The organism is Rhizobium leguminosarum bv. viciae USDA 2370 (genome assembly GCF_002008365.1).
In the GTDB taxonomy this organism is placed as follows: Bacteria; Pseudomonadota; Alphaproteobacteria; order Rhizobiales; family Rhizobiaceae; genus Rhizobium; species Rhizobium leguminosarum.
Genome location: NZ_MRDL01000001.1, coordinates 271,592 through 286,392, shown reverse-complemented (window position 1 = coordinate 286,392; position 14,801 = coordinate 271,592). Strand labels below are relative to the sequence as shown.

Here is a 14,801-nt window from a genome sequence, read left to right as displayed (position 1 = left end):
ATGTCCGCCATCCCTCTTTCCACCATCGAAACCGTCGAAGAGCCGGTCAGCCTGTGGCGCGACGCCTGGTATCGGTTGAAGCGCAACCGGCTCGCCATCTTCGGCCTTGTCGTCGTCGTGATCCTCGCCTTCACGGCGATCTTCGGGCCTTACCTCACGCCCTATGATTATCTGAGCCAGGATCTCAACGCCCGCAACGTCCTGCCGTCGATGAGCCACCTCTTCGGAACCGACGATCTCGGCCGCGACGTCTTCAGCCGTGTGGTCTTCGGCACGCGCACCGCTTTCCTCGTCGCCGTCATCGTCACCGTCTTTGCCGTGCTGATCGGTCTCGTGCTCGGTGCCGTCGCCGGTTTCTTCGGCAATCCGTTCGATCGCGCCATCATGTGGCTAACCGACGTGACGATGTCGGTTCCCAACCTGCTGCTCGTCGTCGTCATCAACGCGTCGTTGAAGTCACCAATCAGCAAATGGATGGAGGCGCGTTACCTCGCGACCCTCAATCCCTTCTACCGCGAAACTATGTGGGTGGATTTCATTCTCGTCTTCGGGTCGATGGCGCTGATCTCCTGGCCGCCTTACGCCCGTCTCGTCCGCGCCCAGGTGCTGTCGATCCGCAGCCGGCCCTATATCACCGCGGCCCAGGCGCTCGGCCTATCGAACTGGATCATCATCAAGCGTTATGTCATTCCGAACGCGCTGGGGCCCTTGATCGTCTCGGTCAGCGCCGGTCTCGGCACGGCGATGGTGCTGGAAAGTGCTTTCAGCTTCCTTGGCGTCGGGGTCAATCCGCCGACGCCGAGCTGGGGCAACATGATCTCGGACGGCCTGCGTGTTTGGCAACACTATCCCCACCTTCTCGCCGCTCCGGCGGCCGTGCTCGGCCTTGCCTCGGTTGCCTTCAGCTTCCTTGGCGACGGTCTCAACGACGCGCTCAATCCGCGGGGCAGCAAATGATGGACACGAAAAACACCAACCGCCTGCTCGATGTCAGGGGCCTCACAGTCGAAATCGATGGCCGCAACGGCCCCGCCATCGTCGTCGACGGCATCGATCTCCATGTCGACAGGGGCGAGACCCTTGGCGTCGTCGGTGAGTCCGGCTGCGGCAAGAGCCTGACGATGCTCAGCCTGATGCGGCTCCTGCCAAACAAGATCAAAGTCACCAAGGGATCGGCCACATTCGACGGCCGCGACCTGCAGACGATGTCGAATAGAGAGCTGCGCAAGGTGCGCGGCGGCGAGATCGGCTTCGTCTTCCAGGATCCGATGACCTCGCTCAATCCGGTGATGCGCGTCGGTGACCAAATCTGCGAGCCGCTGATCTATCACCGCGGAATGAAAAAGGCGGAGGCCCGCAGACGTGCCGTTGAGCTTCTGCGCCTTGTCGGTATTCCTGGCCCGGAAGAGCGCCTGCAGGCCTATCCGCACGAACTTTCCGGCGGCATGCGCCAGCGCGTGATGATCGCAATCGGCCTTGCCTGCAATCCGAAGCTTTTGATTGCCGACGAGCCGACGACGGCGCTCGACGTCACCATTCAGGCCCAGATCGTCGATCTGGTGAAGGATCTCAGGACCAAGCTCGGCATGTCGGTCGTCTGGATCACCCATGACCTGGCGCTGATCGCCGGCCTCGTCGATCGCGTCGCCGTGCTTTATGCCGGCACGGTGGTCGAAGATGCGCCGGTCGACGAGCTCTATGCCCGGCCGAGCCATCCCTATACGCGCGGCTTGCTGTCCTCGATCCCGAAGCTCTCGGACCCGCCGGCAAGCCGGCTGAGCTCGATCGGCGGTACGCCGCCGGAACCTGGCCGCCGGCCGAAGGGCTGTCCGTTTGCGCCGCGCTGCCCGCTTGCCGAAAACATCTGCCACGAGAAGGTGCCGCAGCTCGAACCGCTGAGCGGCAGCAGCAATCACCGCGCTGCCTGTTTCGTCGTCCAGAGAATGCAGGAGGCCGCATGATGGGTGCTCAACCGCTGCTCAAGGTCGAAAACCTGGTCAAGCATTTCCACGTCAAGCTCGGCGCCTTTGGTGAGCGTTCGGCGACCGTCTATGCGCTCGACAATGTCAATCTCGACATCATGGAAGGCGAGACGCTGAGCCTGGTCGGCGAATCCGGCTGCGGCAAGTCGACGACCGGTTTTACCATTCTCAACCTCTACAAGGCGACCAGCGGCAAGGTCGTCTACAAGGGCCAGGATCTTGCGACGCTCGATGAAAAACAGATGCGGCCCTTCCGCCGTGACCTCCAAATCGTCTTCCAGGACCCGTATTCGACACTCAATCCGCGCATGACGGTGGGCGAGGCGATCGGCGAGCCGATCCTCTTCCACAAGCTTTGCACCAAGACGGAACTGAAGGAGAGGGTGGCGACGCTGCTCACCGATGTCGGCCTGTCCACGCGGTTTGCCCAGCGTTACCCGCACGAGCTTTCCGGCGGACAGCGCCAGCGCGTCGTCATTGCCCGCGCGCTCGCCTGCCAGCCGAAATTCATCGTCTGCGACGAGGCGATTTCGGCGCTCGACGTGTCGATCCAGGCACAGATCATCAACTTGCTGCTCGATCTGCAGGAAAAATACGGGCTGACCTATCTCTTCATCGCCCATGATCTCGCCGTCGTGCGCCATATCAGCACCCGTGTCGGCGTCATGTATCTCGGGCGGCTCGCCGAACTTGCCACCCGCGAGGAACTCTTCGACAATCCGCTGCATCCCTATACCAGGGCGCTGCTGTCGGCCGTTCCGGAGACCGATCCCGAGCATGAGCGCACACGTCAGCGCCAGATCCTGCAGGGCGACGTGCCGAGCCCGCTGAACCCGCCGTCGGGCTGCCGTTTCCACACGCGCTGCCCAATCGCCATGGATGTCTGCAGCAAGGTCATTCCCGCGTGGAAGGAGGCGAAGCCCGGCCACCTCGTCGCCTGTCACGCCGTCAACACCGGACAGACCGCATGACGCTGAAGGCCGTTATCGTCGCCGATGATCTGACGGGTGCGCTCGATACCGGAACGCCCTTCGTCGAAGCCGGCCTTTCGGTTGCGGTCGCCGTCGATGTCGAGGCCGCAGAGGATGCGATCGCCACCGGCTGTGACGTTGTTGTTATCAATACCGCCTCTCGCGCGCTCGGCGAACCGGAAGCTGCCGAGAGGGTCCGCTTCGCGACCGCGGCACTTCATGGCGTGAAGCCCGCGGTCGTGATGAAGAAGATCGACTCGCGGCTGAAGGGCAATGTCGCGGCGGAAAGCCTGGCGCTGGCCTATGCGCTCGGCATGGAGACTATCCTCGTGGCGCCCGCTATTCCCGATCAGGAGCGTGTGACCTGTAGAGGCTGTGTCGTCGGCCGCGGCGTCGACAAGCCACTGCCGATCGCCGATCTGTTCGAGGGCCGTGCGGGCAATGTTGCCGTTGCCGATGCGGAGGACGATAGTGATCTCGACCAGATCGTTGCCGATCATGACTGGCGGCTGACGCTTGCGGTCGGCGCACGGGGTCTGGGTTCCGCACTTGCCCGTCAACTCGGCGAGACGGGGCGGCAATCGGTGCCGGAGTTTGCGGCGACCCGGCGTACCCTGTTCGCCGTTGGCTCGCGCGACCCGATTACCGCTACCCAAATGGACCGGCTCGAAGCCTCGGGCGTTCTGCGTATGGTGGTTGACGCGCCGATGGGGCAGGTCGAAGGCGGGGAGGGCATGGCGCTGCCGGCGTTGCTGCGCTGCACCGGCGATATGGCAACCGATGCAACACTTGTCGCCCGCCATTTTGCGGCTGGCGTCAAAACGGCCATCGACGATACGAGGCCTGACATGCTGATGGTCGGAGGCGGCGATACAGCGCTTGCCGTTTTCCAGGCGCTTGATGTCAGGGTGCTGGTGCCGAAGGGCGAAATCGAAGCTGGCGTGCCGTGGTTCGATGTCACTGCAGCCGACGGGCGGCATTTTCGGTGCGCCGTGAAGTCGGGGGGCTTCGGCAATCCCGATAGTTTGCTAAGACTGGTTCTTTGGAATCGGGCGGCATAGTAAGACACCGCCGGGGAGAATGACGTGGCTGAAGTGAATGGCGAATCTTTGAACGCGGAAGCCGGCCCACCGGGCAAGCCCGAACGCGGCAAGGCCGTCAAGCTGGTCGATCGCGTCTTCGACCAGTTGCTCGAGCGTATCCGCGGCGGAAATTATCCGCCGGATTCCCGCCTTCCCGGCGAGCATGAGCTTGCCTCGATGCTGGGTGTGTCGCGGCCGATCGTCCGCGATGCGCTGGCGCGCCTGCGCGATCAGGGCATGGTCTATGCCCGGCAGGGCGCCGGCACCTTCGTCAGTGCGCATGGATCGCCGACGACGCAGCTTGCCTATTCACCGGTCAAGACGATCGCCGACATCCAGCGCTGCTACGAGTTCCGCCTGACGATCGAGCCGGCGGCAGCCTATTTTGCCGCCAAACGCCGCAATGAGCAGGCCATTCAGAAGATCGCCAGCGCGCTTGCGGATCTGCGTGAGGCGACCAGCCACCAGCTTCATCGCACCGACGCCGATTTTCTCTTCCACCGCGCGGTGACGGAGGCTGCCAACAATCATTATTACACGGCCTCGATCGATGCGCTGAAGGCCCATATCGCAGTAGGCATGCATCTCCACGGTCTCTCTTTGCTCGGCCCTCGCCAAGGGTTGGAACAGGTCTACGAAGAGCACAACGCCATCTACAAGGCGATCGCCGATGGCCGGCCTGACGATGCACAAAGACTGATGAAGGCGCATCTCGAAGGCTCCCGGGACCGTCTGTTCGAGGGCAGGGTGCTCGACCTATCCTTCTGACGCGCATTCCAAGCGGCTATCAACTCAAAAATGGTAGAGAGTTCATGCCCTTAACTCGGGATGTCTCCTTCGTCGTCAATTGTCAGCCGGATTTCTGCTTCTTGATGATGCTGATGTTGCCGCTTACTTCGAGGATCGCAAATTTTATCTCCCCCACGCTCTCGATGCCTTCCTGGCTTCGAGCCGCTTGCATGACGTCTTCCTTCTGCAGCCGGGCGCCTCTGAGCGCGCGTTCGTCGTAGACGCCATCCGTCACCAGAATGGTTGGAACGCCATCGATGATATGAGCTGCGCGAGGCCACCACCTCTTTACGTAAGACAGGCAGATGTCGGTCGTAAACAGTGTGAGGATCAAGATGACGGCGTTGGTGATCGAGAAGTCATCGCCTAGCATCGCCTGCTGGGTGGTTTCGGAGATCACCAGCACGATCACCAGATCGAACGGTGTCATCTGGGCCAATGTCCGTCTTCCCGACAAGCGGATGATCACGAGCAGGGTGAAATAGATTGCCAGTCCGCGTAATACCGCATCCACCGTGCTGTCCTCATGGAAAGATGAAAGTGGATTGGGTGCGGGTCTCCCCGCCCATGCCAATGGTGGCGCGAAGAGGGCCGGGGAGTTGCGTTTGCAGACGGAAGACGATCTGCGTCGGCCCTGCCGGGTCGGCGGGGAACACGTAGCCTATCCGGCCCGCGCGCGCAAAGGTCGCTTTTTGGGGCGGGTCGACGCCTTGGATCGAAAAGGTTTGAAGAAAGGCGGGATCTATCGTGAATATCCTGTCTTCGGACGACGGCGTGAAGGTCACCGTCATATCCTCGGGAGCATTCCATCGGGAGATGACGGGAAAGTCCACGGACCCTTCGGGCAGTATGAGTGTTTGCCGCGAAAACGGACCGCCTCTTCCAAGCAGACCCAGCAAGCAGGTCAGCAGAAGAAGCGTGAAAACGATCCAGGAAAAACGTTGAACAGCCCAGAACCGTTGCTGAAATTCGCTATGATCGAGCACACCTTCCGGCAGCGTGGGCAATGCGTCTATCTTTCCGATTCCCCCTCCCTGTACGTCTTGCGGAGAGCTTGGCTCGGGGGCAACCGTTCCCGGCAATGAGGGGGCCGTCGCCGTATACATCGGATGGGAAGCGGTCCAGGCGTCTTCGCCGATCAAGGGAACGAAGAGTACCCCGCCGAGATCTTCTTCCTCGAATGCGGTGGCGCCGATGCGCGTGAGGCGTTTCAGGCGCTGCCCATCACCGCGGCCGACCGGGATGATGAGCCGCCCTCCGAGCCCCAGTTGTTCCCTCAAGGCGGATGGCACCTCTGGTGCGCTCGCAGAAACAATAATGGCATCGAAGGGGGCGGCTTCCGCCCAGCCCCTGCTGCCATCGCCCACGCGAACGTCAATGTTGCGGTATCCCAGTTTCTCGAACCGTTCCTTGGCCTCAAGCGCCAGTATTTCATGGCGCTCGATGGAGTAGACATGCCTGGCTATCCGGCTCAGAAGGGCTGAAGCGTAGCCGGAACCTGTTCCGACCTCGAGCACCGTGTCGCCGGCATCCAGTTTGGCCTTTTCGAGCATCAAAGCCACGATAAACGGCTGCGAGATTGTCTGGCCTTCGCCGATCGACAGGGGCGCATCCTCATAGGCGAATTCCTCGGAGCCCGGAGGAACGAATTTTTCGCGCGGCACCGTGCGCATCGCTTCGGTCACACTTGGATCGCGAATGCCACGACGCGTAACGTGGTGCTCCACCATGCGATCTCGGATGCGCGTCATGTCCATGGATCAGTTCCACTGTCGCCGACTGCACCTTGGAAAACTTCCGGGTGGTGCAGAATGTAAAACAAATGGGCGACCGGGGAGTTCCTGAGAGGAGCAGGTTTTCCGCAAAGGCGTCCTCCACGAGTTCATGACCTTCAATGCCGGAATAAGCGGCGCTTTATTGGACTTCTCCCGGCATGTCGCACCCCGCGTTGAATGTCGCGGCCGGCCATCGAACAGCGGGACCGACGGCTCGATAGCCCCGGGTCTTCAAATCATGCCTGGAACTAGGTTAGATCAGCCTCTGTAAACGTGAATCGTGATCGCCATGATGCGCTTTCGTGAAAGTCAGGATATCAGCAAGAGTTGCACCGACCTGGAAAGCTCTGAAACCCGCCCATGAACCACACCGACATCAGTTTCCCTTCCCTATCCCTTTCTTCAAACATCAGAAAACATGCTCATGACTAATCCTACCAGCGTCTATTCGATGCCCGGAACGTGTTTTTTCGATCTGGCTCCTGCCGCGGGCGGCGAGCCCTATCGCATATTCCTTTCCATTCCGGCAGAGAGCCCGCCGGTGAAAGGATGGCCGCTTCTCGTTATGACCGACGGCAACGCCACTTTCCCCTTCGCGGTTGCCAGCTTGGTCACGCAGGCACCTTATCCCACGGGAACGAATGTCGGCTGGGGGGTGATCGCGGCGATCGGCTACCCGTGCGACGAGCCCTATGATCCGCTCCGCCGGTCTTGGGACCTGGGGCCTCCGCCGGTTAAATCCTATCCGCCCTTCGTTGAGGGCGGTCCGCCGGTTGTCATCGGCGGGACCGGTAAGCTGCTCGATTTCATCGAGAACGAGCTTATACCGCGGATTGCAGAGATGGTGATCCTGGATCCGACGCGCCGATCGCTCTTCGGACATTCCTTCGGCGGCCTCTTTACTCTCTATGGCCTGTTCGAGCATCCAGGTCTGTTTGCCAATTGGATTGCGGCCAGCCCGACCATCTATTGGGAGAACAGCGAAATCCTCAAGAATGAGGCGCGCCGTCAAGTCATACCGGGAAATGCACCCTTCCTGCATTTGTCTGCCGGAGAACACGAAGGCGATGAGCTGGCACCCTTCCAGTACCGGAACGAGGATGCGGCGGCACGTCTGGAGAAGAGGAAGATCGAGCGGACCGTCCTCCTGGCGCGAGAGATGGCGGAGCGATTAGACGGCGCCGCCGACGGATTGCGTGCTGAATTCGAGCTTTATGCCGGCGAGACCCACATGTCCGTTCTTGCGGCGGCAGTGAATCGCGCGGTGAGCATTGCGTTCGCCGTCCAGGGTTTGACCGGCAGGGAAGCGAAAACGGAGAATTCGCGATCGGCTTGATGCTGATGGCGCTTCTGCGGCCAAATGCGCCGGCCGGACGGAAGGTTGGACAGTGTTCAGCCTCCGTGTGGGCAGCGTGCGGCTAAGCGCGGATGAGCCTTCGCTCCAGAAAACTCTGCATGTCGCGCCGTCCATCTACCACGCAGTAGACGACGACATCAGTGCCCATGATGCGATAGATCATGCGCCACGGCTTATGGTGCAGTTCCCGATATTCGGAAATTCCGATCCCCGCCAACTCCTTCGGAATATTTCCGCGGGCGGGGAATTCTTCAAGCTCGGCGCAGGCGTTCTCGATGTCCGTCAGAATGCGCTCTGCCGTCTCGGCGCCGTCGCGACCGGCGATAAAGCGATGGAGATCTTCGATGTCGCGTTCCGCATCCTCGGCGAAAAGAACACGATATGGCATCAGGATTGGCTGTCCGCCAGACGTTTGCGGATGCGCGCAAAGGATTCCGCAGCAGGGCGCAGTTTGCCCTCCTCGATTTGCCGGTTGGTGAGCGCCAGCACCTTCAGGAGCGCCAGTGTCTCCTGGGTTTCTTCATATTGGCCGACGTCCTGAAGGATGGCTTTCGCTTCTCCGTGAAGCGTAATGACGACCGGCTGCGGGTTATCCTTCAATGTCCGGATGATCTCGGGCGCATGCGCCTTGAGATAGCTGATCGGCTTGACCTGTTCTGACAGCTTCATGTGGCTACTCCCTTTCGACCAGAATATAGACCATCAAGTGGTCGATTGAAAGAAGCCTTTCAGTGGCGGCGAGACACATTCGCAGCATCCGATTTTCCATCTTGGGTGCGGCCGCTTTTTTCAATCAACGCGTTCGAAAGAGAATGTCATTTCTTATAATTAAGTTTGTCTACTGATTTTATAGACTAAACTTTGCAACCAAGGATCGGATCGTGGTGCCATGACCTACCTCCTCAGTCTTCTCGACAAAAGCCCGATCGAACAGGGGCTGACGGCCGCGGATGCGCTGCGGGCGACGGTAAAGATTGCCGGCCGGGCCGAGGAACTCGGTTATCACCGTTTCTGGGTCGCCGAGCATCATAACATGTCCAATCTGGCAAGCTCGGCGCCGGAGGCGCTGATCGCCTATCTTCTCGCCAGGACATCGAGGATCCGCATCGGTTCCGGCGGCGTCATGCTGCAGCACTACAGCGCCTATAAGGTTGCCGAGACCTTCAATCTTCTGGCATCGCTTGCGCCCGGCCGCGTCGATCTCGGTGTCGGCAAGGCGCCGGGCGGTTTTCCTCTCTCGACGCGCGCCCTGCAGCTTGCCGTCGATCCGGCCAGGAAGCCGGATTTCGCGAGCCAGCTTTCCGATCTCAACACATATCTCGCTGCGGACCCGAATTACGACGGCGCGCAGGCAACGCCTTTCCCGCCGACTGCGCCTGAGCGTTTCCTGCTCGGCGCCAGCGTCGAAAGCGCCGAACTCGCTGCCGAGAAGGGCTGGGAACTCGTTTTCGCCGGTCACCTGAACGGCGATCCTGACAATCTGCGCAGGACCTTCGAGGCCTATGAGCGGGCATCCGGCGGCAAGCGCCCGATCCTGGCACTCGCCGCCTTTGCCGCCGAAAGCGAGGACTATGCCCGCGAGCGCGTCGGCAATCTGCGCATCGTCAAGGTGTTCCTGCCGAACGGCCAGACCGTCAATGTCGGCAGCGAGGAGCAGGCGGCCGAATTCGCCCGCCAGGCCGGCGTCACCGATTACCGCATCGAGGAGAAGGTGCCTAGCGTGCTGCATGGCACGGCGGAGCAGATCCGCAAGGAGCTGGACGAACTTCACCGCCGCTATGGGGTCAAGGAGTTCGTGCTGGACACGCCGGCGCTTTCGGTTGCCGAGCGCCTGGCTTCCATCGAGCTTCTCGCCAAAGAGCGGCTTTCCCTCGTCGCCTGATCGTTTCCAAGGAGGACTGATCCAATGGCTCAAAAACACGTCACGTTCGGCATCATGCTGCAAGGTCCCGGCGGTCACATGAATGCCTGGAAACATCCAAGCGGACCGGCCGATGCCAGCGTCAATTTCGAGTTCTTCGTCAAGACCGCGCGCAAGGCGGAGGCGACCGGCATCGCTTTCGCTTTCGTCGCCGACGGGCTCTATATCAACGAGCAGTCCATCCCGCATTTCCTCAACCGGTTTGAGCCGATCGCCATTCTCTCGGCGCTCGCCGCCTCGACCTCGAAGATCGGCCTCGTCGGCACGGTCTCGACCTCTTATAGCGATCCCTTCACCATTGCCCGCCAGTTCGCCTCGATCGATCTCATCAGCGGCGGCCGGGCAGGGTGGAATGCGGTGACCTCGCCGCTTGAGGGGTCGGGCCGCAATTACAGCCGCGAACATCCCGAGCACGAACTGCGCTACGAGATCGCCGAGGATTATATCGATGCGATCAAGGGCCTGTGGGATTCCTGGGACGACGACGCCTTCGTCCGCAACCGTGAGACCGGCGTCTTTGTCGACAAGACGAAGATGCATCGCCTCAACCACAAGGGCCGCTTCTTCCGCGTCGAGGGGCCGCTCAACATCGGCCGTTCCAAGCAAGGCCAACCTGTCGTTTTCCAGGCCGGGGCCTCGGATTCAGGCATCAGGCTCGCCGGCAAACATGCCGACGCGGTCTTCACCAATGGCGGGCCGTTCGAGGATGCGCAGGCCTTCTACCGTCAGCTCAAGGACAGCGTGATTGCCCATGGCCGCAGCGCCGCGGAAGTAGGCATTTATCCTGGTATCGGGCCGATCGTCGGAGCGACGCAGGACGAGGCGGAAGCCAAGTATCAGGCGATTCGCAACCTCGTCACGACAGAGGAGGCACTGCTCTATCTCGGCCGCTTCTTCGATCATCATGATTTCAGTGTCTATCCGCTCGACGCGCCGTTCCCCGAACTCGGCGATATCGGCAGGAACAATTTCCGCGCCACCACCGACCGCATCAAGAAGACGGCGCGGGAGAAAGGCCTGACGCTCCGGCAGGTCGCGCTCGATTCGGCAACGCCGCGCACGACTTTCATCGGCACGGCCGATCATATTGCCGACGAAATCATCCGCTGGGTGGACCATGGCGCTGCCGATGGCTTCATCCTCGGTTTCCCTGTCATCGCCGAGGGCTTCGACGATTTCTCCAGATATGTTCTGCCGATCCTCACGGAGCGCGGCTATTTCGATCCCGTCCTGAAGGGCGAGACGCTGCGCGACCATCTCGGTCTGCCCTTCCGTGAAAGCCGCTACACGGCGGGCGCAGATCAGGTCGAGCGCGGAAAGGCTGTCGGCGCCTGAGGCGCCGACGAACCGTCATGAACATCATCGCTCAGAACCCAAGCAGCAACGATCCGGTCGACAAGGGCATCGCCGCCTATCTCGACGAGATCATCGCGCTTCGCCACGATCTGCATCAATATCCGGAGCTTGCGTTCCAGGAGCTCAGGACCAGCAAGCTTGTGGCATCCCGCCTTTCCTCCTGGGGCTATGAGGTGGCGACGGGCATTGCCGGAACCGGCATCGTCGCCACCCTCAGGCGCGGCGAGGGGAAAAAGCGGATCGGCATCCGCGCCGACATGGACGCGCTGCCGATCGAGGAGGCGAGCGGTCTTGCCTATGCCAGCAGCAATCCCGGCGTCATGCATGCCTGCGGCCATGACGGGCATACGTCGATCCTGCTCGCTGCCGCGCGTTATCTCGCCGAAAGCGGCAATTTCAGCGGCACGTTGCGGCTGATTTTCCAGCCCGCTGAGGAAATCGGCGCCGGCGCCCGCAAGATGATCTCGGAAGGCCTGTTCGAACGGTTTCCTGTCGACGCGGTCTTCGGGCTGCACAATTGGCCGGGTGTGCCGACGGGACAATTCGGCTTCGTTAGCGGCCCCGCCATGGCCTCGGTCGATCAGGCGGTGATCAAGATCATCGGCAAGGGCGGCCACGGCGCCGAACCGCACCGCGCCGTCGATCCGGTGCTCGCCTCGGCCTCCTTTATCACCGCCCTGCAGAGCGTCGTCTCGCGCAATGTCGACCCGCAGGATATGGCGGTCGCGACCGTCGGCTCGATCCATGCCGGCTCCGCCTCAAACGTTATCCCCGAAAGTGTGGAGATGAAGCTCACCATGCGGGCCTTCAGCGAGACGGTCCGCCAGCTGTTGCGAGAGCGCATTCCCGCACTTGCACGCGCCCAAGCCGAAAGCTTCGGCGCCGAGGCGGATGTGAATTACCGCCTCGGCTTTCCGGCGCTGATCAACCATGCTGCGGAGACGGCCTTTGCCCGCGACGTCGCCTACGACGCACTCGGCCCTGCGGCGGTCGAGAAGGATTTCCGGCCGAGAACCGCAAGCGAGGATTTTGCCTTCATGCTGCAAGCAAATCCCGGCAGCTATCTCTTCGTCGGGAATGGTGACAGTGCTCCTCTCCACAGCGCCCACTACAATTTCAACGACGCGATCATCGCGCCCGCCGCCCGCTACTGGGTGCGGCTCGCCGAAACCTTCCTCACTGATGACAACGGGTGATGAACGATATGAGCGATACGTTTCTGTATACTAGCCCTCTCGACCCGCGCGCCAAGCCGCTGATCGATGAATTGATCTACGAATACGACAGCCGTTACGGCAACTATTTCAATGCCGAAGGTGCTGCGGCCGAGCTCAACCGTTATCCCCCTGAGGCTTTTGCGCCGCCTCAGGGCAATTTTCTCCTGTTGATCCGTGATGGTGAAACCATCGGCGGTGGTGCCTTCAAGAACTATGACGACCGCACGGCCGAGTTCAAACGCATCTGGACGCGCTCCGATCTGCGCCGTCAGGGCCTTGCCCGCAAGGTGCTGGTGGAGCTGGAGGCCCAGGCCGCTCGCCAGGGCTATTCCCGCATCTATCTGACGACCGGCTTTCGCCAGCCCGAGGCCGTCGGCCTCTATCTGAACTACGGCTACACCGCTCTCTTCAACACATCCGCCGATCCCGAGATCTACAAGAGCCTGCCCTTCGAGAAGGACATCACTCATCTCGCTGAGCCTGCTCACGAAGATGCCGAGCCGCGCCTGCGCGTGGCCGGTGCAAATTTTTGAAAACGGCAAAGACCGACAATCATAAAAGGGAAGCACAATGGCACTGACGACGGATTTCGCCGGCATCGACGCCGGTAGCAGGGCGGCAGAATCGAAGGATCATTCCCGTTACCGCATCGTGCAGGCGCGCCATCCGGGCCGCCTGGCAGGCACGATCTTTGCCGCCCTCGTCATCATTGCCGTGCTCTATTCCATCTTCACCAATCCGCGCTGGGGTTGGAGCGTCTTTGCCGAATGGTTCTTTGCCGAACCGGTGCTCGTCGGTCTCGGCAGGACGCTGCTTTTGACCGTGCTTGCCGCCATATCCGGCTCCATCCTCGGAACGGCCCTGGCGCTTGCCCGCGTTTCCAAGTCGCCGCTGCTCTCCGGTCTCTCCTGGGGCTATATCTGGCTGCTGCGCTCAATCCCGGTCATCGTGCTGCTGCTGATCCTGAACAATCTCGGCTACCTCTATGAGACGATCAAGATCGGCATTCCCTTCACCGATACCGTCTTCCTCGACTATCCCACAGTGCAGTTGCTGACGCCCTTTGCAGCCGCCTTTCTCGGCCTGACGCTCAACCAGTCGGCCTTCTTCGCCGAGATCGTGCGCGGCGGTATTCTCTCGGTGGATCACGGACAGTTGGAGGCCGCCGCAGCACTCGGCCTGCCGCGCCGCCGCCAGGCCTTCCGAATCGTGCTGCCGCAGGCCATGCGTTCGATTCTGCCGACCGGCTTTAACGAACTCATCGGACTGGCGAAGAGCACCTCCATGGTCTACGTGCTGGCGCTGCCGGAGCTCTTCTATACGGTCCAGGTGATCTACCGCCGCAATCTCGAAGTCATTCCGCTGCTGATGGTCGCGACCGTCTGGTATCTGATCATCATGACGGTGCTGTCGATCGCTCAGCGCTATATCGAACGCTACTTCTCCAAAGGCGCCGTGCGCAATCCGACGCCGTTGCCCTTCCAGGCATTTTTCGAGCGTTTCCGCCGTCCGCTGCCTGTCCTCGATACGGCGACCGACACCGTGCGCAAGATCGGTTTCCAGGATGCGGCGACGCTGCGGGCCGCAGGAGGCGCGGTGCGCATTCACGGCATTTCCAAAAGCTTCGGCTCGCTGAAAGTGCTCGATGATGTCGAGCTCAGCCTTCCCGCCGGCAGCGTGACCGCCATCCTCGGTCCGTCCGGTTCGGGCAAGTCGACGCTTCTGCGCGCCATCAACCACCTGGAGCGTGTCGATGAGGGGTTCATCTCGGTGGACGGCGATTTCGTTGGCTACAGCAGGAAGGGCGATACGCTCTACGAGCTCAAGGAGAAGGATATCCTCAAACGCCGCGCCGATATCGGCATGGTCTTCCAGAGCTTCAATCTCTTCCCGCATCTGACCGTGCTCGAAAACCTCATCGAGGCACCGATCCAGGTTCGCGGCATCGGCCGTGAGGACGCCGTGCAGCTGGCGCAGGAGCTGCTGGCACGCATCGGCCTCAGCGACAAGATCAATGCCTATCCGCGCCAGCTTTCCGGCGGCCAGCAGCAGCGTGTGGCGATCGCCCGCGCACTGGCGCTCCGCCCGAAGGTGCTGCTCTTCGACGAGCCGACCTCGGCGCTCGATCCCGAGCTCGTCGGCGAAGTGCTCGACGTCATCCAGGAACTTGCCCGCACTGGCACGACGCTTGTCATCGTCACCCATGAGGTCGGTTTTGCCCGCGAAGTCGCCGACACTGTCGTCTTCATGGAAAGCGGCCGCATCCTGGAGGCTGGCCCGCCGGCCCGCATCTTCGCACAAGCGGAACATCCCCGTACGCGGGAATTCCTCGCCAAGGTTCTCTAGCGCCT

Annotated in this window: 15 protein-coding genes; 11 read left to right on the top strand and 4 right to left on the bottom strand. The window is 61.4% G+C overall.

The window, feature by feature from the left end:
• The 5 genes from BS629_RS01370 to BS629_RS01350 are packed head-to-tail and all read left to right on the top strand — an operon-like array spanning window position 1 to window position 4,803.
• A complete protein-coding gene (locus tag BS629_RS01370) occupies window positions 1–957 on the top strand; it encodes an ABC transporter permease (protein ID WP_018246674.1) in 957 nt (318 codons plus the stop codon).
• Window positions 954–1,961 carry an ABC transporter ATP-binding protein gene (locus BS629_RS01365; RefSeq protein WP_018246675.1) on the top strand — a complete coding sequence of 336 codons (1,008 nt, stop codon included), beginning with the start codon at window positions 954–956 and terminating at the stop codon, window positions 1,959–1,961. Before BS629_RS01370 ends, BS629_RS01365 begins: the two co-directional genes overlap by 4 nt.
• The gene (locus tag BS629_RS01360; RefSeq protein ID WP_026188794.1) at window positions 1,961–2,953 is read left to right on the top strand and encodes an ABC transporter ATP-binding protein; all 993 of its coding nucleotides are present in this window, start codon (window positions 1,961–1,963) and stop codon (window positions 2,951–2,953) included. The genes BS629_RS01365 and BS629_RS01360 overlap by 1 nt, the downstream gene beginning before the upstream one ends.
• Window positions 2,950–4,014, top strand: coding sequence for a four-carbon acid sugar kinase family protein (locus BS629_RS01355; RefSeq protein ID WP_018246677.1), 1,065 nt, complete (start codon window positions 2,950–2,952; stop codon window positions 4,012–4,014). Before BS629_RS01360 ends, BS629_RS01355 begins: the two co-directional genes overlap by 4 nt.
• A gap of 24 nt (window positions 4,015–4,038) precedes the next feature.
• Complete coding sequence (locus tag BS629_RS01350) at window positions 4,039–4,803, top strand: FadR/GntR family transcriptional regulator (protein ID WP_003549481.1); 765 nt, start codon at window positions 4,039–4,041, stop codon at window positions 4,801–4,803.
• Window positions 4,804–4,885: 82 nt separating this feature from the next.
• Here BS629_RS01350 and BS629_RS01345 read toward each other — a convergent pair whose 3' ends face one another.
• A complete protein-coding gene (locus tag BS629_RS01345; RefSeq protein WP_018246678.1) occupies window positions 4,886–5,338 on the bottom strand; it encodes a DUF421 domain-containing protein in 453 nt (150 codons plus the stop codon).
• Window positions 5,339–5,348: 10 nt separating this feature from the next.
• Window positions 5,349–6,581, bottom strand: a complete 1,233-nt coding sequence (locus tag BS629_RS01340; RefSeq protein ID WP_018246679.1) for a protein-L-isoaspartate(D-aspartate) O-methyltransferase — start codon at window positions 6,579–6,581, stop codon at window positions 5,349–5,351.
• A gap of 442 nt (window positions 6,582–7,023) precedes the next feature.
• On the opposite strand from BS629_RS01340, the gene BS629_RS01335 reads away from it, so the two are divergent.
• Window positions 7,024–7,935, top strand: coding sequence for an alpha/beta hydrolase (locus BS629_RS01335; RefSeq protein ID WP_032980272.1), 912 nt, complete (start codon window positions 7,024–7,026; stop codon window positions 7,933–7,935).
• 82 nt (window positions 7,936–8,017) lie between these two features.
• Here the strand turns inward: BS629_RS01335 and BS629_RS01330 are convergent, their stop codons facing one another.
• Window positions 8,018–8,344 carry a type II toxin-antitoxin system RelE/ParE family toxin gene (locus BS629_RS01330; protein WP_018246681.1) on the bottom strand — a complete coding sequence of 109 codons (327 nt, stop codon included), beginning with the start codon at window positions 8,342–8,344 and terminating at the stop codon, window positions 8,018–8,020.
• On the bottom strand, window positions 8,344–8,625 hold the full coding sequence (locus tag BS629_RS01325) for a type II toxin-antitoxin system Phd/YefM family antitoxin (RefSeq protein ID WP_018246682.1): 282 nt from the start codon (window positions 8,623–8,625) through the stop codon (window positions 8,344–8,346). Before BS629_RS01325 ends, BS629_RS01330 begins: the two co-directional genes overlap by 1 nt.
• 220 nt (window positions 8,626–8,845) lie before the next feature.
• On the opposite strand from BS629_RS01325, the gene BS629_RS01320 reads away from it, so the two are divergent.
• Genes BS629_RS01320 through BS629_RS40190 form a run of 5 tightly spaced genes read left to right on the top strand, consistent with a single transcriptional unit; the run spans window position 8,846 to window position 14,796 of the window.
• Window positions 8,846–9,838, top strand: coding sequence for an LLM class flavin-dependent oxidoreductase (locus BS629_RS01320; protein ID WP_018246683.1), 993 nt, complete (start codon window positions 8,846–8,848; stop codon window positions 9,836–9,838).
• A 24-nt stretch (window positions 9,839–9,862) separates the two neighbouring features.
• A complete protein-coding gene (locus BS629_RS01315) occupies window positions 9,863–11,212 on the top strand; it encodes an LLM class flavin-dependent oxidoreductase (protein WP_018246684.1) in 1,350 nt (449 codons plus the stop codon).
• Between the two features lie 17 nt (window positions 11,213–11,229).
• Entirely contained in the window at window positions 11,230–12,429 is a 1,200-nt protein-coding gene (locus BS629_RS01310; RefSeq protein WP_018246685.1) for a M20 aminoacylase family protein, read from the top strand.
• Window positions 12,426–12,983: a GNAT family N-acetyltransferase gene (locus BS629_RS01305; RefSeq protein WP_018246686.1), complete on the top strand. Its 558-nt coding sequence runs from the start codon at window positions 12,426–12,428 to the stop codon at window positions 12,981–12,983. Before BS629_RS01310 ends, BS629_RS01305 begins: the two co-directional genes overlap by 4 nt.
• Before the next feature lie 37 nt (window positions 12,984–13,020).
• On the top strand, window positions 13,021–14,796 hold the full coding sequence (locus BS629_RS40190; RefSeq protein ID WP_077987920.1) for an amino acid ABC transporter permease/ATP-binding protein: 1,776 nt from the start codon (window positions 13,021–13,023) through the stop codon (window positions 14,794–14,796).
• Window positions 14,797–14,801 lie beyond the last annotated feature (5 nt).

Bases quoted from the DNA above. Each gene is read 5' to 3' on its own strand.
- BS629_RS01370 (WP_018246674.1), top strand. From the start codon at position 1: ATGTCCGCCATCCCTCTTTCCACCATCGAAACCGTCGAAGAGCCGGTC.
- BS629_RS01365 (WP_018246675.1), top strand. From the start codon at position 954: ATGATGGACACGAAAAACACCAACCGCCTGCTCGATGTCAGGGGCCTC.
- BS629_RS01360 (WP_026188794.1), top strand. From the start codon at position 1,961: ATGGGTGCTCAACCGCTGCTCAAGGTCGAAAACCTGGTCAAGCATTTC.
- BS629_RS01355 (WP_018246677.1), top strand. From the start codon at position 2,950: ATGACGCTGAAGGCCGTTATCGTCGCCGATGATCTGACGGGTGCGCTC.
- BS629_RS01340 (WP_018246679.1), bottom strand. From the start codon at position 6,581: ATGGACATGACGCGCATCCGAGATCGCATGGTGGAGCACCACGTTACG.
- BS629_RS01335 (WP_032980272.1), top strand. From the start codon at position 7,024: ATGACTAATCCTACCAGCGTCTATTCGATGCCCGGAACGTGTTTTTTC.
- BS629_RS01330 (WP_018246681.1), bottom strand. From the start codon at position 8,344: ATGCCATATCGTGTTCTTTTCGCCGAGGATGCGGAACGCGACATCGAA.
- BS629_RS01325 (WP_018246682.1), bottom strand. From the start codon at position 8,625: ATGAAGCTGTCAGAACAGGTCAAGCCGATCAGCTATCTCAAGGCGCAT.
- BS629_RS01320 (WP_018246683.1), top strand. From the start codon at position 8,846: ATGACCTACCTCCTCAGTCTTCTCGACAAAAGCCCGATCGAACAGGGG.
- BS629_RS01315 (WP_018246684.1), top strand. From the start codon at position 9,863: ATGGCTCAAAAACACGTCACGTTCGGCATCATGCTGCAAGGTCCCGGC.
- BS629_RS01310 (WP_018246685.1), top strand. From the start codon at position 11,230: ATGAACATCATCGCTCAGAACCCAAGCAGCAACGATCCGGTCGACAAG.
- BS629_RS40190 (WP_077987920.1), top strand. From the start codon at position 13,021: ATGGCACTGACGACGGATTTCGCCGGCATCGACGCCGGTAGCAGGGCG.